The organism is Ruegeria sp. AN11 (assembly GCF_056536005.1).
In genome coordinates this window covers 1552961-1575229 of sequence record NZ_JBQFJD010000001.1, presented here as the reverse complement: position 1 = coordinate 1575229, position 22269 = coordinate 1552961, and the positions used below count along the sequence as shown (strand labels likewise).

Sequence of the window (22269 nt, the reverse complement as noted above, 5' to 3'; positions counted from 1 at the left end):
AAGTTCGGTTTTTCGAGGTCCGCTTCTGCCTAATTTACCCAAAAGCAAAAAGCTTGCGTGTCGTTATTCGGTCACTGATGTTCATTGAATATTGATCGCGATTTATGCGCGAAACCCCTAATATCCCTTTGACACTCCTTCACAATGGATACGCGGGAGGATTTTGTTTGGAGCGGTACTTGGCTGCCATACTCGTGGCTGATGTTGTTGGCTATAGCGCGCTTGTCAGTGCTAACGAGGAAGCCGCATTGCACACATATAGGGGCCACTTTAGGGCGCTGGAGCCGCATGTCGGCCTGAATGGCGGACGCCTGTTCAAAAGAACTGGTGACGGTTTTCTTGCAGAGTTTTCCTCGGTTGTAGATGCGCTGGCATGTGCGGAAACGATGCAACGTCAGATGGCTGAGCGGAACGGGGCGCGCGGGCAAAGTCCGGAAATGCAATTCCGTATGGGAATTCACGCGGGCGATGTTTTTGATGACGACGGTGATGTTCTTGGTGACGGCGTCAACATCGCGGCCCGGCTGGAAGGTCTTGCTCCTCCCGGAGGGATCATCGTTTCAGGTCGGGTTTACGAAGATCTTGTGGGTAAGGTGGATGTATCGTTCACCGAATTGGGGCCGCAATATCTGAAGAATATCACACGCCCTGTAACTGCTTACTTGGTACAAACAGCATTTGCCACTGAATCCCCGTTAACTCAATCCCGTCCTGACAGGCCTTCAGTGGCGGTGTTGGCTTTTGACAATCTGTCGCCTGACGCTGAACAGGATTACTTTGCGGAAGGTATTACCGAAGACATCATCACCAGCTTATCCAGAGTGCCCTGGATATTCGTGGTCGCCCGAAACTCTTCTTTTTCTTACAAAGGGCTTTCGGTTGATGTGCGTCGTATCGGCCGAGAGCTTGGTGTCCGCTATATATTGGAAGGGTCCGTTCGCGGCGCTGGTGACCGGTTGCGTGTCACGGGTCAGCTGATTGATGCGGAAACCGGGTCTCATGTTTGGGCGGATCGATACGATGGCAAGCTCGATGATGTTTTCGAGCTTCAGGACCAGATTACCGAGGCTGTCGTTGCTTCGATTGCGCCAGGTATCCGACAAGCTGAAATAGACCGTGCTGCTCACAAGCGCCCTGACACCCTTGGAGCCTATGATCACTTCCTACGTGCGCAGTCCTTGATCTACAGGTTCAAATTCACTGAAGCAGACGACCATTTGTCAAAAGCTCTTTCACTCTCAAGTGAGTACCCATTGGCAAGCGCTCTTCGAGGCTGGATCCGCACTTTGCTATGGAACCCGGATACGCGTCCAAACGAGGCCCGATTTGACTACGCAATTCAGCTGGCACATGAGGCTCTGGCGGCATCACATCTTGACCTAGAGGCGCAAGCATATGCCGGTTACGTACTCGCGTTTCTGTCGGAGGATACAGAGTATGGTTTGTCACTTGTGGATCAAGTCGTCGAGAGAAGCCCAAATTGCGTTTCAGCCTGGGGATCCAGTTGCGTACTGCGTGGCCTGATGGGCCAAGCACAGACGGCACAGGCACATGCCAGGGAGGCGCTCCGACTTAACCCGAATGACCCACTAAACTACCGTGTCCACATGGGTATCAGCCTGTCGCAAATCGCGGAAGGGAACTGGCGCGATCTAAGAGAAACCGCCCAAAAAATGCGTGCATTTCATAATACTGTGACTGTCTTTCGCCTGAACGAACTTGTGGCGGAAATGGCTCACGGCAATGAGAGCCGAGCTAGAGAACTCGCACGTATTCACATGTCGCGGGAACCCGATTTTAGCGTTTCAATGTTCCGGCATATGCGCGCTCGTATCTCTATCGCAAAACCAGAAATCTATGACGCCTACTATGAAATGCTGGCAGCCGCAGGAATTCCTGATTGACGACACCAGTTGTAGACCAGCGGCAAGTCATAGCAAGCATGCAACATGTGGAAACATATTTTTGCCGCTGGAAGAATGCCCAATTTGGTCTGCGAACAGTCGTTGAAGTGAATAGCGGCGAGCGGCAATCGAACTTTCGCGGCGCTCGGCGTGAACGATTGCTCTGCGGACAAAGCTGCCATTGCCACGTTAGATCAGATTAATAGGTTTGCAGTTTCATGTTCTAATCAGAACAGATGCCCATACGTGCGAATTGCATGCTGTCTGTTTTGCAGTTCAAGTTTGGCGTAGATTTTACTTGTGTGGTTTCGAACAGTTTTTTCACTCATTTGAAGACTTCTAGCAATTTCTTTACCACTCATTGCTTGGCAGATGAGTCTCAGCACGTCCTGCTCGCGCTTTGTCAAATCGTTAAAGTCCGTCGTTTGACCGGAAGATGTAAATTCAAGCAAGCTCTTGGAAAAAGCGCGCCAGGCAGGTTCATCGCGTTGAATAATGTGATTTTTTCCCTCTAAAGCAGACATTGTCGCTCTGGGAATTTTCTGAGCGAGATGTTGTCCTTCTTCAAACGGAATAACCTGATCGTTCCTTGAATGGATCACCAGTGTTGGAATTGAAACCTTTGGCAATAGACTTTCAACATTAACGTCAGCGCGCGCCATAAGCAGGTCGGCCCCTGTCTCAGGCAAAACGGTCTTTTGGCAAAGTTCTGTAAACCAAGAGCGTTGTTCGGGCGGCGCACCAGGAAGAAATCTTGATGTAAATACATCTTGAAACGCTGGGTTGTCATTCTCCCAACCCAGGCGAAATACATCGATAACAGTCTTGTAGTTTTTGGCGGCGACCGATCCGCGGTGGTTGCTGCCCCTTGCATAGCCTCCAACGAGTATCATCCCGGCGACTCTGCCGGGATGCCTCAGCGAATACGCGATAGAAGTCGCAGCGCCCTGAGAAATACCCAGAAGATAAATTGGTTCATCTATTTCAGCGGCGTCGATTACAGCTTCGAGATCATCAACCCAGTAATCAATACCCAGATTCTCAACTCGTTTGTCAGATAATCCGCAGCCTCGCTCATCATATCGAACAAGGGTGAATTGACTTTCTAGCAATTCGATCCAGTGAGACCAAATTGGACTGTCTAGATCATAACTGAGATGCGTGAGCCAGTTAGCCGCCTTTACCATTGGTAGGCCGTTTCCGGATTTGCTCCACGCCAGCGACGTACCATCGCTTGAAGAAGTGTATCTAACGGTTCGCATGTCTTTTTTTAGTCGATTTGGGGCAAATGTCCCATCAATTTCCCGTCGGTTTGAGTCTAGCCGGGACATGTGTCCGATAGGTTGAAGGCCAGATGAGTGACACCATTGTGAAACTCAGTTTGGAGGTCATCACATGAATAAGCAATTTGACGCTTCACTACACGCATCGCCGTGTTGGTCCCAAATTTCGCCTGCTCCCTGCGTAGGGCTACATTGTTCCGGCGCTGACGGAAGCCAGTGGCGCAATCTGTTTGCCCGGATGAGCGAAGAAACCAAAACATTAGCACCCGACCTAATAGGAACCCTGTCTAGGGGTCATAAAATCCCGGACGGGCCGTTCACATTGGAAAACGAAGCTGCTTCGATTATCACTGAGATAGAGAAGCTTGGCAGGCCCGCTCACTTGATTGGACACTCGTATGGAGGAGCGCTGGCTTTGCATATCGCCAGAGCTCGACCCGACCTTGTTCGATCACTTTGTCTCTATGAACCAACTCTGTTCAGCCTACTGAAAGCCGGAGAGTTGACTGACGGTTTATTGTATTCCGAGATTGTTAGCCTCACAAACGCAATACGAACGGGCATAGAAGAGGGATGCGAAGAGTTTAGCGCACAGGTTTTCACTGATTTTTGGGGAGGACTTGGCTCTTGGCAAGCCCTGAGTCGTAAACGCAGGTGCGCTATGATTGATTGGGTTCACAAAGCCCCAAGCGATTTCGATGCGCTTCTGAAAGAACCTGACCCAGAATACATTCTTTCTGAGGGAGTTCCCTCTACGATCATTCGCGGATCGCAGACGCATGTGCACACAAAGCGCATCGCTGAACTTCTGGCATCCCAAGGCAAGCTTGTTGAACTAAAGGTTCTGAAAGGTGCTGGCCATTTGGGTCCCTTTACCTTCAAGGAAAGTTTCGAGATGGAGGTGCTGTCGCATATTAGAACTGTTGAGCATCGGTGCAATCGCCGCAAACCACGGCTTGGCGGACTCCGAAATTAAATCCGCTACAAGTATCCAAGATAGTCCCAACGGCAGCAGGAACACTCCGGACAAAGGATCTCGTTCCGGTCCCAACCAGCCAAATGTGCCCGTCAAGAATGCAACCAACGCCAACAGGTACAGGACCGCGAATACGATGGTGGTTGTTCTACAAACTAAGTCGAGCCTCAGCAGATCAAGCCAGTGCTGCGCAGCCGTTTTCAGCTACGCAGCAGACTGCTCACAGTGCGCCTTCGTCGCCCAGGAACTCGATACCAGCTGTCGCGCCATCACTGTAAGCAATGCAATTCCAAGGAGCACGATCCTCGCCAACGCCGACTGTGACCTGTGTTCCCGCCTCGCTAAACGCGGATGAGAGCACCACGACTTGTGAATTGTTCGTTGTGCTGGCTACATCTCGCAAACACGCCTGCTGAGCCGGCGTGAGTTCGGCGGACGCACTGGATGTACTCGTCTCGTCGCAGGCTGCAAGCAATGCGAAACAAGTTGCGCCTGCAATCATCACCATCTTGTTGGACATTTTCTTCTCCCTCTTGTTCCCATGAAATTATTGAAATTGGATGGGCTTGTTTGAAGTTCTCGCGTCAGAGCAGGCTATGGAACATACTTCGACCCTGTGATTTCCCTTCCCAACAACTTGTCGCGGGGGGCTTGGTCGGCGGGACGATATTTCGTTGACTATCGGGGCCGACAATAACGTGTGAAGGCCGAATGACGTCACTGGCAAATGCTAGAGCAAACTCTGGAAAGAGGGCGAGTACGTTTAGTCTGATCATCGCGTCCTCCCAGCGCTCAATCATTGTAAAGTGCTTTCCAACCGCCAGCACTCACTCCAGCAGTCGGAAGGGCTCGGCACAGCGAGCAGCAACGACAACAACGGAGGTAAAATAAAGTTGTGTCGAATTCGCATGTTTGAATCTAATTTCTAATAAATCAATATTTTTTCCGCGCGTAAATTTCTCTACGCTCTCGTGCGATAGGCTTCTGCTTTCAAACAAAAAGGTAAGTGGGAGCGTCCATAAGGGCGAATGTGATCTTTTGGCTCGGCGAGGCGTTCTGAGGCCGCACAGAAACAATGAAGGGATTGAAAGATGGGATTTGGTGAATCCGTTAAGACGTGTTTCTCGAAATACTTCCAGTTTTCCGGGCGGGCGAAACGTTCAGAATACTGGTGGTTCTTCTTGTTTGTAGTTCTCGTGAGTGCCGCTTTAGCTGTGCTGGATACAATCATATTTGGGACTGACCCTGAAACAGGGCAAGGATCTCGGGTCCTGTCCTCTGTTTTCCAACTGACTGTTCTCATACCTATGCTGGCCGCCGGTTGGCGGAGGCTGCACGATACAGGACGACCTGGCTGGTATTTGCTGCTACCGATGGCGCTCAGCATTACAACGCTTTTTGTTATGTTGGGTGGGGTAGCGTTTTTTTCGGTATTGGAGCAAGGGACCGAAAATCCCGATGCATTGCGAGGACCTGCGGCCGTCCTGGGTGTGACCGGTATCGTTGTTGTCTCAATTCTTCAATTGGTTCTGTCCATCCTGATGATCTGGTGGCTGACGCGACCTTCCCAAGAAGGCGCAAACGAATACGGCGAACCTGTTTCTTGACCTGGCTGCCCGGGCAATTGGCTGGAATCTCTGCTGAACGACAGCGCGAACCGTAACTCCATGGAGAGAAAAAATGAGTTTCAAAACGATTTCCACTGGGACGCTGATGGTGGTTATGGCGACTACAGCATCAGCGGAGTGGTCGTTTAGTTCCGGGCCCAATCCCAATGCATTTATTCAATCTGGAAACATGACGCTGGAACTTCAGTGTAACCGTATCCGCTTTGCACCGGCTGGATATGAGGACAGCCAGGACATTGTGGAGAAGCAGGGGCTTTCCATTCGATTTTTGAAGAACGGCACCACCGAAGTTGGGGCATTTCAAGTTGGCGCAGAAAACGCGGCTTTGCAGATCGTCGACAATTTTCCTGTCGAGGTCAGTTTCAATAGTCAAGAGGACTATGGTTTTGTACTGGACCAGCTTGCGGCCAATGCATCGGTTAACCTGTCGATGATTGATCAAGATGTCAGCTACGGAATCTTTGACTTGAAGGGTTCCAGCGCGGCAATCCGGTCCCTTCGTTCCGCCTGCGAGTCAGATATTAATCAGGGGGCCTCCTACGAAGCGCCCGAAGGCATTGTCTATTGTGGTGGCGGGGCGATAGAGCGCGTGATCGAACCCGTAATTTTGGACAATCCAGAGGGGGAGACGCTTCGCAGTGCCGCGCTCAGCTGGCTGTTAAGCAGAATTCAGTGAATGTCTGCATTGTGGACACTTCCACAATTCGTGAAAAAGCTTGGTGAATTTGCGGTTTGAACAATTGCGTTGAGGCCAGAGAGTAACTCCAGCGACAAGTCTGACTTGTTTTCAATAAATTACTCGCGCAACATCTGTGAATGTCCGGAACCAATTGGGAGGTTGGCATGGCGGAGCTACGCGAAATTGGTAAGACAGGGATTAGGGTTCCCCGCATCGGGTTTGGATCGACGGGGTTGGGAAGTATCCCGGAAATCTACGGGTATGAGGTTGAGGAAGAGCGCGCGATTGATACAATTCGGGCAATTCTTTCGCAGCCAAATGCGTTCCTGGACACATCCCGTTGCTATGCCATGGGACGAAGTGAAGAGCGCATAGGTAAAGTCATTCGTGAGCTTGGTGGTTGGCCGGCCGGGCGGGTGCTTTCCACCAAAATCGACCGGGATATGGAAACTGGTGCTTTTGATGCTTCTCAGGCACGTAGATCATTCGAGGAAAGTCTTGCGGCCCTCAGCGTCGACAGCGTTGATATACTCCACGTCCATGATGTCGAATATGCAAATGATCTATCTGAGGTCAAAAGACGGGGTGGCGCCATTGAAGAGTTATTCCGCATCAAGGAGGAAGGTCTGGCAAAGGCGGTCGGAATCGCAGCGGGACGTATCGACTTGATGATGCAAATTTTGGAGGGTTGGGATTTTGACGTAGTCCTGACACACAACCGGCATACGCTGGTAAACGACAACGCGGCACCTCTGATAGAACTCGCGAAGTCACGAGGGGTTTCGATATTGAACGCGGCACCATATTCCGGGGGTGCGCTTGCCCGAGGCAGCGCGATCCATCGCTTTTATGTCTATCGACCTGCAGATGATGAAGTACTTGCGCCAATACGTGCTGTTGAAGAGATATGCGGGCACTACGATGTCCCAGTTGGGGCGGTCGCGTTGCAATACTCGTTGAAAAACGACGACATCACTTCGACGATTTGCGGAGTGACATGGCCTCAGCATGTTCAACAGGCAATGGAATGGGCAGAGTGGTCCATCCCTGAGGGCGTTTGGGAGGATCTCGCTGAGCTCGAAAAAACTTCGAGCAACCCAGAAGCTTAGAGTCGATTTTTGGATAGGATACTGTTCTGCCAATTGACCGCTTTGGGCTCTATCTGGACCTTCGCTGCGCAGAGCATCAGTGACCGCTGTGCGGACAAAGCCGCCGTTAGCCGCACTGCAGGGTTCAAAGACCTTCAGAGTGTCTGCTTGGCGAACAGAGCCGCCATCCGCTCAGCATAAGCCAACTACCGCTCTAAGCCCAAACCGGACATTCAAAACAAGACTTTGCCAATGTGGCTTTACGGAGGAAAGCGGTCATCTATTCAAGCCCCACTTGGTTATGCAAACTGCCCGAGCTGCCAATTGCCTCCTTCCCATGCTGGGTTGTCTGAGCCTACACGGTAGGCGTTAGTCAGTTCACGTAGAGAGATTTGCACCTGCGAAGCCGAGTGCCAGCATCAGAGATGACACGGCTCCAAGCCAAGCTGCAGCAACGCGGAAAGCAATTCCAACCCAAGGTTTCTTAAAGCGTTCTCTGACCCACAAGGACCCCCCCAATAGATACAAAAGACCAACATTGGCCCCGACTAAGGAGCCGGACATTGTGAACAATCTGTCTCTTAACGGCCCTGGCTCCGGGACAGACGCGTCTCCTATCAGAAATGCTCCGACGCAGACCAGTGCGATTGCAAACGGCAACAGTTTTTGGGGAAGAAGCGCGGCCGTCGAACACGCGGCAAAGGCGATTGCAAACATTTTTGCGTCGAGTTCTTCAAATCCGAAAGCTAAAACGAGGCCCGCAATATTCGCCACAAAAAAGCTGGGAAGCAGCCATTGCACCTGTTCCGGTTTGAACCCACCACCAAGCAAAGCAAGGCCCATAATGAGAAGCGCCTGCGGCGGTGTCGAAAAGGGGTGGATCAGCCCGACATAAAAGCCCTCAATACCGGGAAAGGCACTATGGGCCGAGGCAGGCCCCGCGACCAAAATCGCAAGTGGATAGCAGATTAGTCTGCACTTTTTCATTCTCTTAGGCTACACCGGTAAGAAACGCGATCCCGGCAAAAGCGATCAAGCCACCGGCACCCCTCACAGCAACTCTACCTGCAGGCCAGCGAACAAGCAGTCCGAATGCGATCCCAGTAAGGTGAAGCAACCCTGTCGAGATTACAAAGCCGACTGCATATGCAAATGCGTTTACCGTGGCCGGAAGTTCGGTGCCGTGCGCGTAACCATGAAAAATTGCAAAAGACCCCACAATAACCGCACATATCCAAATCGGCGGCTTGACAGCAAAAACGATCATTATTCCCAGTACAACAGCGGAAAGAGCAATGCCTGTTTCTATAGCAGGGATTGGAATACCGATAATTCCTGCTATCGCCCCGAAGGCCATGACCAAAGGAAAAACAACCGGCAAGATCCAGATTGCTGGCGCACCAAGAAACGCACCCCAGATACCAACTGCGACCATTGCAGCCACATGATCCCAACCGAGGATTGGATGCGTAAATCCTGCGACAAAGCCTCCACCATACCCCTCGCCAGAGTGGGCTTGCGCGGCAAAAGCAGTGAAAAAGTAAATCAAAGATATAGTGAGAAAACAGTAAGCTAAACGAGTTGGCAAAACGAACTCCTCATTCAAACAATCTACTGCAATTGTTAAGTCACGCATTCGAATAACTCAACATGACGTCAATGGTAAGTTTCGGCTTGAAGTAATCACTCTCTGCGGTGTGCGGATCGGCTGATTGCAGCCTAAATACTGACCTTCGATGAGCCAATTATTTCGCGCAGTCGCCCATGCCAATTGGACGGGAACGGATAGCGGTCATTGTTGGTGGTCATTCCGAGGCCTTTCGCCTGAAGGTCTGCATTGAGTGGCAGCGGACGTTCGCTGAAATCTTCTGAACGACCGAAGTGCGGGACAAACCGGCCGTCCGAGCGCGGCGGCAATAGTGCCATGTGATCATGCTAAGATCGAATCATTCGGATGACTATTGGAGCTTGGCCTATGAAAATTCTCGAAGTCCGGTCGCAGGCCGAGATAGACGAAGCCGCAACTCTCATGCGAGGTTTGTACGAAGCAGTCAGGTCTCTCAACCATGATGATCTTCAACGCATTGAAGAGTATTATCGAGGTTCGTGGTTTTTTGATCGCTCACCAAAAATCCCAACCGAGTACCGACCGCCGCACGGCGATGTTCTTATTGCCTATCTGGGTGGTCGGCCCGTTGGAACCGTCGCTGTCCGTCGAATGGATCGGGATCATTGCGAACTAAAGTCGATGTTCGTCGCAAATGATTGCCGAAGCAAAGGAGTGGCATCGGCTCTTTGCAAACGTGTGATTGGGTTGGCTAGAGAGCAAGGGTATCACACCGTCAGGCTGATGACGGGCGAACGTCAGGTTACTGCCAGGCGGCTGTACGAAAGGCTTGGTTTCAAGATGGTCACTTCCTGGGATGCCAACCCACACGAAGCCCACGATTATTTCGAGCTAGGCATCGCGTGAATTTGCCGTAGTCAGGCCAATCCTGCGGCTTTGAACCATTCTGCCATGGGCTATCAACGGACAAGGCTCCTTTTGCATAGCTAGTCTATCTTCCTAATTTCACTCACTTGGCGGGCTGGGTTGACGGTCACACCTTCGTGCGACTGCAACTTGATGAAAATCGAAAGCAACAACGGGCTCACACAGCCATTCGTTGCGGCTTTCACAATTGCCCTCACTGGGCCAATTCCCATCGCCGGATGCGAAAGCAACAGTAAACTTTGCTGGTGACTGAGAACCTATCTAACCGCAAAGCTTCGGTGATCCCGCGCTCCTGATTTCCCGGCCAAAGAACATGTGACGAACCCCAGCCCAAAAAGCCGCTGCTTCACACATGGAACAGGGCTTGGAAGATGAGTACATGACCGATCTGGTCAAATCTCGATCATTGAGACGGCGCGCCGCGTCCCTGATAGCCGCTATTTCAGCGTGGCCGGAGGGGTCTTGATCCAAGATGACCCTGCTCCAAGATTGGCCAATAATAACGTTGTCCCGTACCACAACAGCACCATACCACTGATCTCCATGGTCAATTGCGTACTGACGCATCTCGAAAGCACGTTCCATAAATGTGGCATCATTGGGATCGCTTGGTTGAGGTATTCCTTCGCCCGCACTCGTAGAAGTTTGCCCCACGACTGAGCTACTCAATCCGACTGTAAGTGCGCCAAAGCTTGACGCTGCAAGAAAACCACGCCTCGCGAAAACGGGTGCGCTATGCCGGCCTTTCTCACGTTTTCTAATCTGGTCCATTTTGCCAATATCCTTCAGATGCATGCGTCTTCGTCACCACACCACCATTAAGGGACTATGAAATGAGGTCGGTCCCATCCAAGCTGCTATAGGCGCCTTTCACGTGAAACTCGCTACTTCAGACTGCTGGACTGGTCTCAGTCCTCATTTCTTAGCCGCTCCGCCATCTCAGCAAATCCGCGCTGTTCGGCCTGTTCGAGTGGGGTCGTTCCGTCTCGATCGGCAAGCGTTCTGTCAGCACCCGCCGCTAATAATGCATCCAGAACTTTAAGATGATCCGGGCCGCCGTCACCAAGCACAACGGCTTCCATAACTGCAGTCCAGTGCAGATTGTTCACATGGTCCAGAGGCGCGCCAGCGGCGATTAGCCGTCGGACAATCTCTACATGACCGAGATGTGCGGCCGCTATGAGAGCCGTTCCGTCATAAGGGCTGGTTGTTAGGCCGGGATCGTTGCCTAACTCGATGGCGAGCGTCATCAATTCTGGATCGTTTGCAACGGCCGCAATAGTGACCATGTCGTAGGCCTGACCGTCAAACGCATTCATGTCGGCACCGGCCTCAGCGAGTGCACGCAATGCCTCGTCCTCTGAAGCAAAGGCTGCCACATGGGCTGGTGTGCGGCCTCGCGAGTCCCTCGCGTTGACATTTGCCCCCGCCGCAACGAGCTGCCGGATCATTTCTTGGTTGCCGGTGTGAGCGGCTGCGAAGAGACCGTCGTAATTCTCGACTTCACCAACCGAAGGTGGTGTCTGCGCCGTGCCCGCGTTGACGGCGAGAACCATCACAAACGCAAATAGAAAAAGACGAAACATGGCCAATCCTTTTACTCAAATACTGGTGAAAGTCTCCAAGCTCGCAGACCTTCTATCAAGAAATAGCTGCAACGAGCACCAACGACTGCTCAGGGCAGCATAGTCAAAAGCGACTGAACGTCAGGAATGGGCCAATTGCGAAAGTGAGTACGAAGGCCCTTGTCCACCTCAACCCAAGTTAGCCGGACAAGACCATTGAGAGTTAGCTAGGCTAAATTATCTGGCCCGGGATGACGCCAGATTTGCATCGAACCCAATACAGGATGTTGAAAAGGTGCCTCGAACTCAGCACCCAAGCGTCGAGCCAGAGCAAATGATCGTAGATTGTCTTCCACGATCAAGCTGATTGCTGTCGTCCAGCCGAGAGCTGAATACGCAAACTCACGAGCTGCAAACGAGGCTTCGAAAGCGATGCCCTTACCTTCACCGCCTTCGAAAACAGACCAAGCTATTTCTGGTTCAGGCCAACCCTCGGGAAACCACAATACTACAACCCCGAAAGGCTCATCAGAGACGCGGTCGGCCACGATCCAACGACCAAATCCTCGCAAAACCCAATGACCAAAAAGTTCACCGAATTGAGTATAGGCCTCCGAGCGAGAGAACGGCCCCCCGACGGTCAACGACCGTTCCGACATCCGGAACTCGACAAATGGCTCGAAATCAGACGCCAGCGGTGCGCGACGGCGTAGGCGCCGTGTCTCTAGCATTGGGATATCTACGAGGTGCGGTGTCATGTCTTCTCTATTACTGAATACAATTTAGCCTCAATCTGAACGTCACGCTATGACTGCGAAGGGCTCGGTGCAGTCATTGCCGCCAATAAGACGAATGCCCGTTCTTTCAGCAATGGGGACATTCGAACAGTTCCGATTGGAACAGGGACACTTTGATTGTTCAGTGCTTCTATTTGAAAATTGACAGCTTACTTTTCGGCCAAACTCCATTACTTGCCTGCGATTCAGCTGCAGATTTTTTGTTCAACAAAGATCAGTTGCCTGAAAAAAAACAAATCCTCTATTGACCGTAAATTTGGGATGAAATACACCCGCTCGAGCTGAGCGGGCGTCGTATACTGGCTATTACCTCAGCCTTCCAAGCTGATGAAGCGGGTTCGATTCCCGCCGCCCGCTCCAAGAATTTATTTCCGACATATAGCCTGCAAAATGACTATATGTATTTTAATAGTGCATTGAAATATTTGTGAAAGTAGTGATAAAGACGCTTGCCTTCCAAGCTGATGAAGCGGGTTCGATTCCCGCCGCCCGCTCCAGATCAGCCCCGAAAACTCTGCGTCAAATGGCCCATGTGGACCGCTGATTTTTCCATGCGGCTTGACCCTGCCGGTCACTGCCGTCAAGAAAGCGGTCACTCAAAACCGATCAAGACACAAGGGCCAGACATGGCAAGAAGCACGACCGCCAGTCCAGCAACAACACCGGCCCCCGGTGCCAGCGAAGAGCGTAAGGGATCGAGAAAGGTTGGGGTACTGACGTCTCTCTGGCCGTTCATGAAGCCGTATCGGTTGCTGATGATCGGGGCCAGTCTGGCGTTGGTGCTGACCGCGAGCATGACGCTGACACTGCCGCTGGCGGTGCGTCGGGTGGTGGACAATTTCCGCATCGAAGACGGTGAGCTGCTCGATTGGTATTTTCTGGCCGCACTGGGCATCGCGGCGGTGTTGGCGGTCGGAACCGGGGTTCGTTACGCTCTGGTGACGCGGCTGGGTGAGCGTGTGGTTGCCGATATCCGCAAGGCGGTGTTTGACCGTGTGATCGGCATGAGCCCGGAATTTTATGAACGCATCATGACCGGCGAAGTTCTGAGCCGCATCACCACAGACACAACCTTGATTCAATCTGTGTTGGGGTCGTCGGTCTCGATTGCGCTGCGCAACATGCTGCTGTTTTTCGGTGGTCTGGTGCTGATGCTGCTGACCTCGGCCAAGCTGACCAGCATGGTTTTGCTGCTGATCCCGATCGTGGTCGTTCCGATCCTCGTTCTGGGCCGCCGCCTGCGCGTGATCAGCCGCGAGAACCAGGACTGGATCGCCGCTTCGTCAGGCAACGCGGGTGAGGCGCTGGGCGCCGTTCAGACCGTGCAGGCCTTTACCCACGAAGACGCCAGCCGCAAGCAGTTCGGTGACATGACCGAGACTTCGTACGTGGTTTCGCTGCGCCGAATTCAGACCCGTGCGGTGTTGACTGTAATCGTTATTTTCCTAGTGTTTTCCGGCATCGTCGGCGTGTTGTGGATGGGCGCGAATGATGTGCGGAACGGGGTCATGACCGAAGGCGTTCTGATCCAGTTCGTGATCTATTCGATCATCATGGCAGGCTCGGTCGCCGCGCTGTCGGAAATCTGGAGCGAGCTTCAGCGCGCCGCAGGGGCAACCGAACGGCTGGTTGAACTGCTGAACGCCGAAGACACCGTGATCGATCCGGCGCAGGGCCATACACTGCCACAGCCTGTACGGGGCGAAATCCGATTCGAAGACGTGACTTTCCGCTATCCGGCGCGTCCGGACATCGTGGCGCTGGACCACCTGACGTTGCAGGTCAAACCGGGCGAAACGGTTGCTTTCGTTGGTCCGTCCGGGGCAGGCAAGACAACCGTGATCCAGATGATCCAGCGGTTCTATGACCCTGACGGAGGTTATGTCAGCCTCGACGGGGTGAACCTGCGCGATCTGAGCCGTGCCGATTTCCGCCAGCACATGGCGTTGGTGCCTCAGGATCCGGTGATCTTTGCGGCCTCTGCGCGGGAAAACATCCGTTTTGGCCGTCTTGACGCAACCGATGCCGAGGTTGAGGCCGCTGCACGTGCCGCCGCCGCACATGACTTCATCTTGGCGCTGCCGGAAGGCTATGACAGCTTTGTCGGCGAGCGAGGCGTCATGCTGTCTGGCGGACAGAAACAGCGTATCGCGATCGCTCGCGCAATCCTGCGGGACGCGCCGGTTCTGCTGCTGGACGAGGCGACCTCGGCACTGGATGCCGAAAGCGAACGGGCGGTGCAGGGCGCGGTGGATCAGATGCGCGCAGGGCGGACCACGCTGATCGTTGCGCACCGTCTGGCCACAGTTAAAAAGGCCGATCGCATCGTTGTGCTCGAAAGCGGCCGGATCGTGGCGCAGGGCACACATGAGGATCTGGTGGCGCAGGATGGCCTCTATGCACGTTTGGCGCGCCTGCAATTCACGGATGGCGTCGCTGCGGAATAGCCTGACGTATGGGCAATTCCGATTTCGCCGTGGCGTAATTCTACAAATCTTCTGTATCTCTCGATAAGCCGTTGCTTGATAACGCTCGGTTTTGGCCGCATCCTTGCATGCAAAGCAAACCCGCGCGTGACGTGGGAGAGATAAGGGAGGAGCCACATGGCCTTTGTGGGATTGGAAGACAAGGCGAGAATGGAGCAGGAGATGCCGTGGGAGGACCGCGACGTTCCGGTTACCTTCCATCAGTTGCTGTCGCGTACGGCCGGGCGTTTTCCCAACCACAAGGCAATCAGCTTTCAGTTGTTGTCTGGCCCGAAGGACAAGGCGGAGACCCTGACCTGGTCAGAACTGCTGGGCAAGGTTAATCAGGCGGCCAATCTGTTCCGTTCGCTTGGCATCGGGGAAAAGGACGTGGTGGCCTATGTGCTGCCCAACTGTAACGAAACGCTGGTCACTCTGATGGGTGGGGCGGTCGCGGGTATCGTGAATCCGATCAACCCGTTGCTGGAGCCGGAGCAGATCGCGGCCATCCTGCGGGAGACAGGTGCGAAGGTTGTCGTCACGTTGAAGTCATTCCCCAAGGCGGATGTCGCGCAGAAAGTGGAAGAAGCCGTACGGCACGCGCCAAGCGTCAACACCATTCTCGAAATTGATCTGAACCGCTATCTCACGCCTCCGAAATCGTGGCTAGTGCCGTTCCTGCGTCCCAAAATGGGTGACAAGGAGCATCTTGCCCATGCGGACTACAAGGATTTCGGACAAGAGCTGGCCAAACAGCCGACAACACTGACCTTTGAAGACAGCAAGGAAGACCGCGTCGCCTGTTTCTTCCATACCGGAGGGACAACCGGTATGCCAAAGGTCGCGCAGCACAAATATTCCGGTCTGATTTACAATGGCTGGCTGGGCAACACGCTGTTGTTCGATGAACACGACGTCATCATGTGCCCGTTGCCCATGTTCCATGTCTTTGCTGTGCATGTGATCATGATGGCGGCGGTGTCCTCTGGCGCACATGTGATTTTCCCGACGCCTGCAGGGTATCGGGGCGACGGAGTGTTCGACAATTTCTGGAAACTGATCGAACGCTGGAAAGTTACCTTTATCATCACCGTTCCTACCGCGATTTCCGCCAAGATGCAGCGTCCCCTGGATGCTGATATCTCAAGCGTTAAAACCGCCTTTTCGGGTTCGGCCCCGTTGCCGGTGGAGCTGTTCCGCCGGTTCGAGGAAGCGACCGGCGTTACAATTGTCGAAGGTTATGGCCTGACCGAAGCAACCTGCCTTGTTTCGTGCAATCCGGTGGATGGCGAGAAGAAGATCGGCTCGATCGGTATTCCGTTCCCATACACCGACGTCAAAATTCTGCGCGACGGGGCGGATGGCCCGACGGAATGCAACGTAGACGAGATTGGGGAAATCTGTGTTTCGAACCCCGGTGTCTACGCGGGCAATACCTATACCGAAGTGGACAAGAACGTTAACCTCTATCATTTCGACAAGTATCTTCGGACGGGTGACCTGGGGCGGTTTGACGAGGACGGGTATCTGTGGATCACCGGTCGTGCCAAGGACCTGATTATCCGCGGCGGCCACAACATCGATCCGGCCGAGATCGAAGAAGCACTGCTGGGGCACGAGGCGGTCGCCTTTGCGGGCGCAATCGGACAGCCGGACGCGCATTCGGGCGAGGTGCCGTGCGCTTTCGTGGAACTGGTCGACGGGGCCAGCGTGACCGAAGAAGAACTGTTGGAATACTGCAAGGTTCACGTTCACGAGCGTGCAGCGCAGCCCAAGCATATGACAATTCTGGACGAATTGCCAAAAACGGCGGTGGGCAAGGTCTTTAAGCCCGAACTTCGAAAACAGGCGATTACCCGCATCTACAATGGTGCGCTTGAGAAGGCGGGCGTCGACGCGCGCGTGGTTTCCGTGATCGACGACAAAAAGCGCGGGCTCGTCGCACAGCTTGACGCGAACGGCTCATCCGAGGAGGATGTTTCCAAAGTGCTGGGATCGTTCACCCGGCCATGGGAATGGGCTGCCTGACCGCGGAGGGACAATGGATTATGAACGTCTGATCGATGAAGAAACCTGGGCGTTCATAAGACGAACGGCTGAAAGCTATCCCGAAGATGCCGTCGAGTTGTCGATTGACGATCAGCGCCGCGTCTATGACGCGATGTGTCAGGACTTTCGCCAACCCCGGCCGCCGGGCGTAAACACGCAGGACAGGTCCGCCAACGGTGTACCTGTCCGGGTCTATACAGCCGGAGATCCCACCCGCACCGTGGTTTATTTTCACGGCGGCGGGTTTGTCGTGGGGGGCCTGGAAAGCCACGATGACGTCTGTGCCGAAATCTGCGCGCAAACCGGATACCACGTTGTCGCCGTCGACTATCGGCTTTGCCCCGAACATGTGCACCCGGCGCAGTTTCAGGACAGCTGGACTGCGGTCACCTGGGCCGCGCAGGAGTTCGGCGATCCCATGGTACTGGCCGGCGACAGCGCCGGGGGTAATCTGGCGGCAGCGGTTGCACACTATGCGCGCGGGCGACTGGACGACGTTCTGGGGCAGGTCCTGATTTATCCGGCTCTTGGTGGGGACATCTCAAAGGGGTCCTATGTCGAGCATGCGCATGCTCCGCTTTTGACGCAGGAAGAAGTGACGTTCTATGAAAAAGTCCGCTGCGGCGGTTCCTTGCCGGATCATGATCCGACTTTTGCGCCTTTGCACGATTCTGACTTTTCCGGGCTCCCACCAACCGTTGTCGTAACCGCTGATTGCGACCCCTTGCGGGATGACGGGTCAGAATATTGTGAAAGGATCATCGCCGCTGGCGGGCAGGCTTGTTGGATCAACGAACCTGGTCTGGTTCACGGCTATCTGCGCGCCCGAACATCTGTCACGCGCGCAGCAGCCAGCTTTGAACGCATTTCCGTCGCCATCGAGGCGCTGGGGCAGGGCATCTGGTCTTACGACTGATCCCCTGCCTTATTTCAGAAACGCCTTAGCCTTCATTGTGTCGGCGATGGGGGCGCCCAAACGGGAAAGGATTGTCGGGGCAAGCTGTAGCTGGTCGATCACCTGATCGGCTTCAGGTCCCTTTGCGTCCCCAAAGTAATACAGCGCCGTTTCCTGTTGCAGCGGGCTGCGCCCGCCGTGGTGGCCGCGTTCGTCCTGACCGTGATCGGCAGTCACGATGACCTCGTAGCCCAGTTGCCGCCAACGTGGGATGAACGGGGCCAGCATTTCGTCCGCGACGAAACAGGCGTGATCCATCTCTTCGCAATCGTGGTAGAAGCGGTGTCCCATGCTGTCCAGTGTACAGGCGTGAAGCAGCCCGTAATCCAGCCCGTGACGCAGGCAGAGGCTGGTCAGAGTGGCATATAGGTCTACGTCGGACGGCGTCATCTGATTGGCTTTGCCGTAGCCGGTCATGGTGTGGAACCGGCCGTGGTTGATCGTCTTGCTCTCAGGCTCATCATATTCGATGTCGCGGACGTAATCGAACGGATGCCGATTGAAGAATTGCGACCAATAGCTGTGGGTCACGGCGCCGGTCACGCCACCCGCCTCACGGACCTGGCTGAAGACGTCCTTGTGGCTTAGCCGGAACACGTTTCCGTTGCCCGTGCAGCCGTGCTCCTGCGGTGTCACTCCGGTATGGATCGACGCATAGCAACTGGCCGATGTGGATGGCAGAACCGCGCGCAGTTTCCAAACCCGTGCCTCGCCGTTTTCGACCCAGCCTTCAAGGTTGCCGAACAGTCGCCGGAAATTGCGCCACGGAACACCGTCCAGAATGATGAGGAGTAGTTTGCGGTCCATGTCATTGGCCTTTTGATTGAATATTTCAGGCGACCCTAGGGGATTCGCGGTCAGGGTTCTGCCCGTTCGCGCCCCCAATGGCAAAATCCCGACACCTGCCATCGAACAAGGTGCCGGGATTTCAGATTTTCACCGAAAAGTCACGGAAAGGGCAGGGATCAGTTCCCGGCACTTTCCATCTTGCGGTGGGCGACGACCTCTTCCAGCCAGCCCAGATGCATCTCGGGGACCGAGCTGAGCAGCAGGTCGGTATAGTCGTCGAACGGCGGGCTCAGAACCTCGGATTTCGGACCGTACCGGACCACGCGGCCCTGGTACATTACGGCAATCGAATCCGAGATCGCTCGCACTGTCGCCAGATCGTGGGTGATGAACAGATAGGCTACGTCCTCGATCTTCTGCAGGTCCAGCAGCAGCTTCAGGATCCCGTCCGCAACCAGCGGGTCGAGTGCCGAGGTCACCTCGTCACAGATGATCATCTTGGGCTTGGCCGCCAGCGAGCGCGCGATACATACACGCTGTTTCTGACCACCGGACAGTTCCGCCGGGTAGCGGTCGATGAACTTTTCGCCCAGTTCGATCTCATCCAGCAATTCGATGATCCGCTTGCGCTTTTCCGCGCCGCGCATGTTGAAGTAGAACTCCAGCGGGCGGCCGATGATCGTGCCAACCGTTTGACGGGGGTTCATCGCCACGTCGGCCATCTGATAGATCATCTGCAACTCGCGCAGGTCCTCGCGGGAACGCCCCTTTAAGTCGGGCGACAGCTTGCGACCGGCAAAGGTGATCTCTCCGTCGCGCGGCGGCAGCAGGCCAGTGATCACCCGTGCAAGCGTCGATTTACCCGAACCGGATTCCCCCACGACCGCCAAGGTCTGCCCCGGATGAAGCTCGACGTTGACGTTGTGCAGCACGTCGAAATTCAGACCCTTGTAGCGCGCGGTGATGCCGTCGACGCTCAGCACCGCTTCGGGTGTGGGCTTCTTTTCTTCGTGTTCGATGGAGCGGACCGAGACCAGCGCCTTGGTGTATTCCTCTTGCGGGTTGTTGATGATCTGATCGGTATTGCCGTATTCGACAGTGTTGCCCATTCGCAAAACCATGATGTCGTCGCTCACCTGCGCAACAACAGCAAGGTCGTGCGTAATGTAGAGCGCGGCAACGCCGGTATCGGCAATGGCTTCCTTGATGGCCATCAGAACATCGATCTGCGTGGTAACGTCCAGCGCCGTGGTGGGTTCGTCGAACACCACCAGATCAGGCTCGGGACACAACGCCAGGGCTGTCATGCAGCGCTGCAACTGACCGCCCGAGACCTGGTGCGGGTAGCGTTCGCCGATATTGTCCGGGTCAGGCAGACCCAGCTTGGCAAACAGCTCCCGTGCGCGGCCTTCGGCCACTTTCCGCGAGAACTTTTTCTGTTCGACTGCGGCCTCAATCACCTGATCCATGATCTTCTTGGCCGGGTTGAACGAGGCTGCGGCGGACTGGGACACATAGGTGACCTCACCCCCCCGCAACTTGCGTATGTCGCCATGCGACGCTTTCAGAATGTCTCGTCCGTTTACCCAGACTTCACCACCGGTGATTTTCACACCGCCCCGGCCATAGGCCATCGACGCCAGTCCGATGGTGGATTTACCGGCGCCGGATTCACCGATCAGGCCCAGCACCTTGCCGGGCGCGAGGTCAAAGCTGACCCCGTGCACGATTTCGATGTCATGAGGCTTTTCGCCCGGCGGGTAGACAGTCGCGCCGATTTTGAGGTCGCGGACCTTGAGAAGGGTATCACTCATCCCCGGCCTCCTTTCAGCGATGTGGTACGGTTCAGAATCCAGTCAGCCACAAGGTTGACCGAGATGGCCAGTGTTGCGATGGCCACAGCGGGGTAGAGCGCTGCGCCAATGCCATAGACGATGCCATCCTTGTTCTCTTTCACGATGCCGCCCCAGTCCGCCAGCGGCGGCTGGACGCCAAGACCCAGGAACGAAAGGGTCGAGATGAACAGAACCATAAAGATGAAACGCAAACCGAACTCGGCCACCAAAGGCGACAGAGCGTTCGGCAGGATTTCCCGAAAGATGATCCAGCCCCGGCCTTCGCCGCGCAGCTTGGCGGCCTCGACATAGTCCATGACGTTGATGTCCACGGCGACAGAGCGTGACAGGCGATAGGGGCGCGTGGCGTCCAGCAGGCCCATCACAAGGATCAGGATCGGGACGGTTACCGGAACGATTGCCAGAATGACCAGCGCCAGGATCAGGGTGGGGATAGACATGACCAGATCAACCGTCCGGCTGAGCGCCTGATCGGCCCATCCGCCCAGAACCGCAGCCAACAGTCCCAAAGACGTGCCGGTAATGAAGCTGAGCAGTGTCGCAGCGGCGGCGATGAAGATCGTTGTCCGACCGCCATAGATCATCCGGGTCAGCAGGTCGCGTCCAATATTGTCGGTGCCCAGCAGATGCTCGGCGCTGGCGGGCTCCCAAACGTCGCCGACGACTTCAGCCATTCCGTAAGGCGCAATCAATGGGGCGGCAATGGCCACAAAGAAATACGCGCCGGTGAACATAAGGCCGATCAATGCCGAAAGAGGAATGTTCTTTATCATTTCGGATGCCTCAGTCTTGGGTTGGCAAGGATCGACACGATATCCGCAACCATGTTCAGGCCGATATAGACCGCCGCGAACACCACGCCGCAGGCCAGAACAACGGGCACGTCACGCTTGGTCACGGCGTCCACAAGATACTGCCCCATGCCGGGATAGACGAACACAACCTCGACGACGACGACACCCACAACCAGATAGGCGAGGTTCAGCATAACCACGTTAACAATCGGCGAAATCGCGTTGGGAAAAGCGTGTCGGGCAATGACTTGAAACGTGCTCAACCCCTTCAGTTCTGCTGTTTCGATATAGGCCGACTGCATCAGGTTCAGAATGGCCGCACGCGTCATGCGCATCATTTGCGCCAATACCACTAGCGTCAGAACGAAGGCCGGCAGCGCAATTGCGTTCAGCTTTTGCCCGAAGGACATGGAATCATTGATCATCGCTAGTGATGAAAACCATCCCAGCTTGACCGAAATATAGTAGATGACAACGTAGCCGATCAGGAACTCCGGGATGGAAACTGTCGTCAGGGTCACCGCGGAAATCAGTTTATCCGGCCAACGGTTACGGTACCGGACGGCAAGCAGCCCCAGAAAGATCGCAAGCGGGACGGACACGATTGCGGCAACACACGCCAGAAACAGAGTGTTCCCAAGTCGTTTTCCAATGCTCTCGGCAATATCGAGCTTGTTGGTGAGTGACTGGCCAAGATCACCCTGAACGATACCTCCCAGCCATTCGAAATAGCGTGTCAGGGCAGGGCGGTTCAGGCCCATCTCCTCTCGCAGGTTGGCCAGGGCTTCAGGCGTTGCGGACTGCCCCAGGACGGCTTGCGCGGCGTCTCCGGGAAGGGCTTCGGTTAGGCCGAAAATCAGGGCCGAAGCGCCGAACAGCAAAAGGATTCCCAGCGCAAGGCGCTGGGAAACCAGTTTGATGATGGGGTGCATTATCCGTAGCCCGTA

The 22269-nt window shown here is 54.7% G+C and carries 20 protein-coding genes and 1 tRNA gene; 10 read left to right on the top strand and 11 right to left on the bottom strand.

Translation table 11 applies throughout. The features are described 5' to 3' along the window. The first annotated feature begins 179 nt into the window (after window positions 1-179). A complete protein-coding gene (locus tag ACR3EQ_RS07790; RefSeq protein ID WP_170617441.1) occupies window positions 180-1904 on the top strand; it encodes an adenylate/guanylate cyclase domain-containing protein in 1725 nt (574 codons plus the stop codon). 227 nt (window positions 1905-2131) lie between these two features. On the opposite strand, the gene ACR3EQ_RS07785 is transcribed toward ACR3EQ_RS07790, so the two are convergent. Then, complete coding sequence (locus ACR3EQ_RS07785) at window positions 2132-3091, bottom strand: alpha/beta fold hydrolase (protein WP_170617439.1); 960 nt, start codon at window positions 3089-3091, stop codon at window positions 2132-2134. Window positions 3092-3299: 208 nt separating this feature from the next. On the opposite strand from ACR3EQ_RS07785, the gene ACR3EQ_RS07780 reads away from it, so the two are divergent. Then, on the top strand, window positions 3300-4163 hold the full coding sequence (locus ACR3EQ_RS07780) for an alpha/beta fold hydrolase (protein ID WP_170617437.1): 864 nt from the start codon (window positions 3300-3302) through the stop codon (window positions 4161-4163). A 220-nt stretch (window positions 4164-4383) separates the two neighbouring features. Here the strand turns inward: ACR3EQ_RS07780 and ACR3EQ_RS07775 are convergent, their stop codons facing one another. Then, entirely contained in the window at window positions 4384-4683 is a 300-nt protein-coding gene (locus ACR3EQ_RS07775) for a hypothetical protein (protein WP_170617435.1), read from the bottom strand. Window positions 4684-5254: 571 nt separating this feature from the next. Here ACR3EQ_RS07775 and ACR3EQ_RS07770 point away from each other — a divergent pair. The 3 genes from ACR3EQ_RS07770 to ACR3EQ_RS07760 all read left to right on the top strand — a co-directional run bounded on the left by ACR3EQ_RS07770 (window position 5255) and on the right by ACR3EQ_RS07760 (window position 7579). Beyond that, the gene (locus tag ACR3EQ_RS07770; RefSeq protein WP_170617433.1) at window positions 5255-5770 is read left to right on the top strand and encodes a DUF805 domain-containing protein; all 516 of its coding nucleotides are present in this window, start codon (window positions 5255-5257) and stop codon (window positions 5768-5770) included. 73 nt (window positions 5771-5843) lie between these two features. Then, the gene (locus ACR3EQ_RS07765; protein ID WP_480490269.1) at window positions 5844-6467 is read left to right on the top strand and encodes a hypothetical protein; all 624 of its coding nucleotides are present in this window, start codon (window positions 5844-5846) and stop codon (window positions 6465-6467) included. Window positions 6468-6634: 167 nt separating this feature from the next. Then, window positions 6635-7579, top strand: a complete 945-nt coding sequence (locus ACR3EQ_RS07760; protein WP_170617431.1) for an aldo/keto reductase — start codon at window positions 6635-6637, stop codon at window positions 7577-7579. Between the two features lie 357 nt (window positions 7580-7936). On the opposite strand, the gene ACR3EQ_RS07755 is transcribed toward ACR3EQ_RS07760, so the two are convergent. Both ACR3EQ_RS07755 and ACR3EQ_RS07750 read right to left on the bottom strand, forming a co-directional pair. Continuing rightward, the gene (locus ACR3EQ_RS07755) at window positions 7937-8545 is read right to left on the bottom strand and encodes a HupE/UreJ family protein (protein ID WP_170612369.1); all 609 of its coding nucleotides are present in this window, start codon (window positions 8543-8545) and stop codon (window positions 7937-7939) included. Between the two features lie 4 nt (window positions 8546-8549). After that, window positions 8550-9194 carry a HupE/UreJ family protein gene (locus ACR3EQ_RS07750; RefSeq protein ID WP_170612367.1) on the bottom strand — a complete coding sequence of 215 codons (645 nt, stop codon included), beginning with the start codon at window positions 9192-9194 and terminating at the stop codon, window positions 8550-8552. 339 nt (window positions 9195-9533) lie between these two features. Between ACR3EQ_RS07750 and ACR3EQ_RS07745 the strand changes: the two genes are divergently transcribed. Further along, window positions 9534-10031: a GNAT family N-acetyltransferase gene (locus tag ACR3EQ_RS07745; protein ID WP_170612178.1), complete on the top strand. Its 498-nt coding sequence runs from the start codon at window positions 9534-9536 to the stop codon at window positions 10029-10031. Between the two features lie 282 nt (window positions 10032-10313). Here ACR3EQ_RS07745 and ACR3EQ_RS07740 read toward each other — a convergent pair whose 3' ends face one another. From ACR3EQ_RS07740 to ACR3EQ_RS07730, 3 genes are all read right to left on the bottom strand, one after another. After that, complete coding sequence (locus ACR3EQ_RS07740) at window positions 10314-10823, bottom strand: nucleoside deaminase (protein ID WP_480490266.1); 510 nt, start codon at window positions 10821-10823, stop codon at window positions 10314-10316. A 137-nt stretch (window positions 10824-10960) separates the two neighbouring features. After that, complete coding sequence (locus tag ACR3EQ_RS07735; RefSeq protein WP_480490264.1) at window positions 10961-11638, bottom strand: ankyrin repeat domain-containing protein; 678 nt, start codon at window positions 11636-11638, stop codon at window positions 10961-10963. Between the two features lie 206 nt (window positions 11639-11844). Beyond that, the gene (locus ACR3EQ_RS07730; RefSeq protein WP_170815974.1) at window positions 11845-12375 is read right to left on the bottom strand and encodes a GNAT family N-acetyltransferase; all 531 of its coding nucleotides are present in this window, start codon (window positions 12373-12375) and stop codon (window positions 11845-11847) included. A gap of 324 nt (window positions 12376-12699) precedes the next feature. Between ACR3EQ_RS07730 and ACR3EQ_RS07725 the strand changes: the two genes are divergently transcribed. From ACR3EQ_RS07725 to ACR3EQ_RS07710, 4 genes are all read left to right on the top strand, one after another. Then, window positions 12700-12774: transfer RNA gene (locus ACR3EQ_RS07725), tRNA-Gly, on the top strand. A 266-nt stretch (window positions 12775-13040) separates the two neighbouring features. Beyond that, entirely contained in the window at window positions 13041-14861 is a 1821-nt protein-coding gene (locus ACR3EQ_RS07720) for an ABC transporter transmembrane domain-containing protein (protein ID WP_480490262.1), read from the top strand. A 156-nt stretch (window positions 14862-15017) separates the two neighbouring features. Further along, entirely contained in the window at window positions 15018-16907 is a 1890-nt protein-coding gene (locus ACR3EQ_RS07715) for an acyl-CoA synthetase (protein WP_480490261.1), read from the top strand. A gap of 13 nt (window positions 16908-16920) precedes the next feature. Then, window positions 16921-17844 carry an alpha/beta hydrolase gene (locus ACR3EQ_RS07710; protein WP_170609818.1) on the top strand — a complete coding sequence of 308 codons (924 nt, stop codon included), beginning with the start codon at window positions 16921-16923 and terminating at the stop codon, window positions 17842-17844. Window positions 17845-17853: 9 nt separating this feature from the next. Here ACR3EQ_RS07710 and ACR3EQ_RS07705 read toward each other — a convergent pair whose 3' ends face one another. The 4 genes from ACR3EQ_RS07705 to ACR3EQ_RS07690 form a co-directional block, all read right to left on the bottom strand. Next, a complete protein-coding gene (locus ACR3EQ_RS07705; RefSeq protein WP_170609820.1) occupies window positions 17854-18690 on the bottom strand; it encodes an alkaline phosphatase family protein in 837 nt (278 codons plus the stop codon). Window positions 18691-18848: 158 nt separating this feature from the next. Beyond that, window positions 18849-20486, bottom strand: coding sequence for an ABC transporter ATP-binding protein (locus tag ACR3EQ_RS07700; protein ID WP_170609822.1), 1638 nt, complete (start codon window positions 20484-20486; stop codon window positions 18849-18851). Next, on the bottom strand, window positions 20483-21298 hold the full coding sequence (locus ACR3EQ_RS07695; RefSeq protein ID WP_170610901.1) for an ABC transporter permease: 816 nt from the start codon (window positions 21296-21298) through the stop codon (window positions 20483-20485). Before ACR3EQ_RS07695 ends, ACR3EQ_RS07700 begins: the two co-directional genes overlap by 4 nt. Next, window positions 21298-22254 carry an ABC transporter permease gene (locus tag ACR3EQ_RS07690; RefSeq protein WP_170609824.1) on the bottom strand — a complete coding sequence of 319 codons (957 nt, stop codon included), beginning with the start codon at window positions 22252-22254 and terminating at the stop codon, window positions 21298-21300. The genes ACR3EQ_RS07695 and ACR3EQ_RS07690 overlap by 1 nt, the downstream gene beginning before the upstream one ends. Window positions 22255-22269 lie beyond the last annotated feature (15 nt).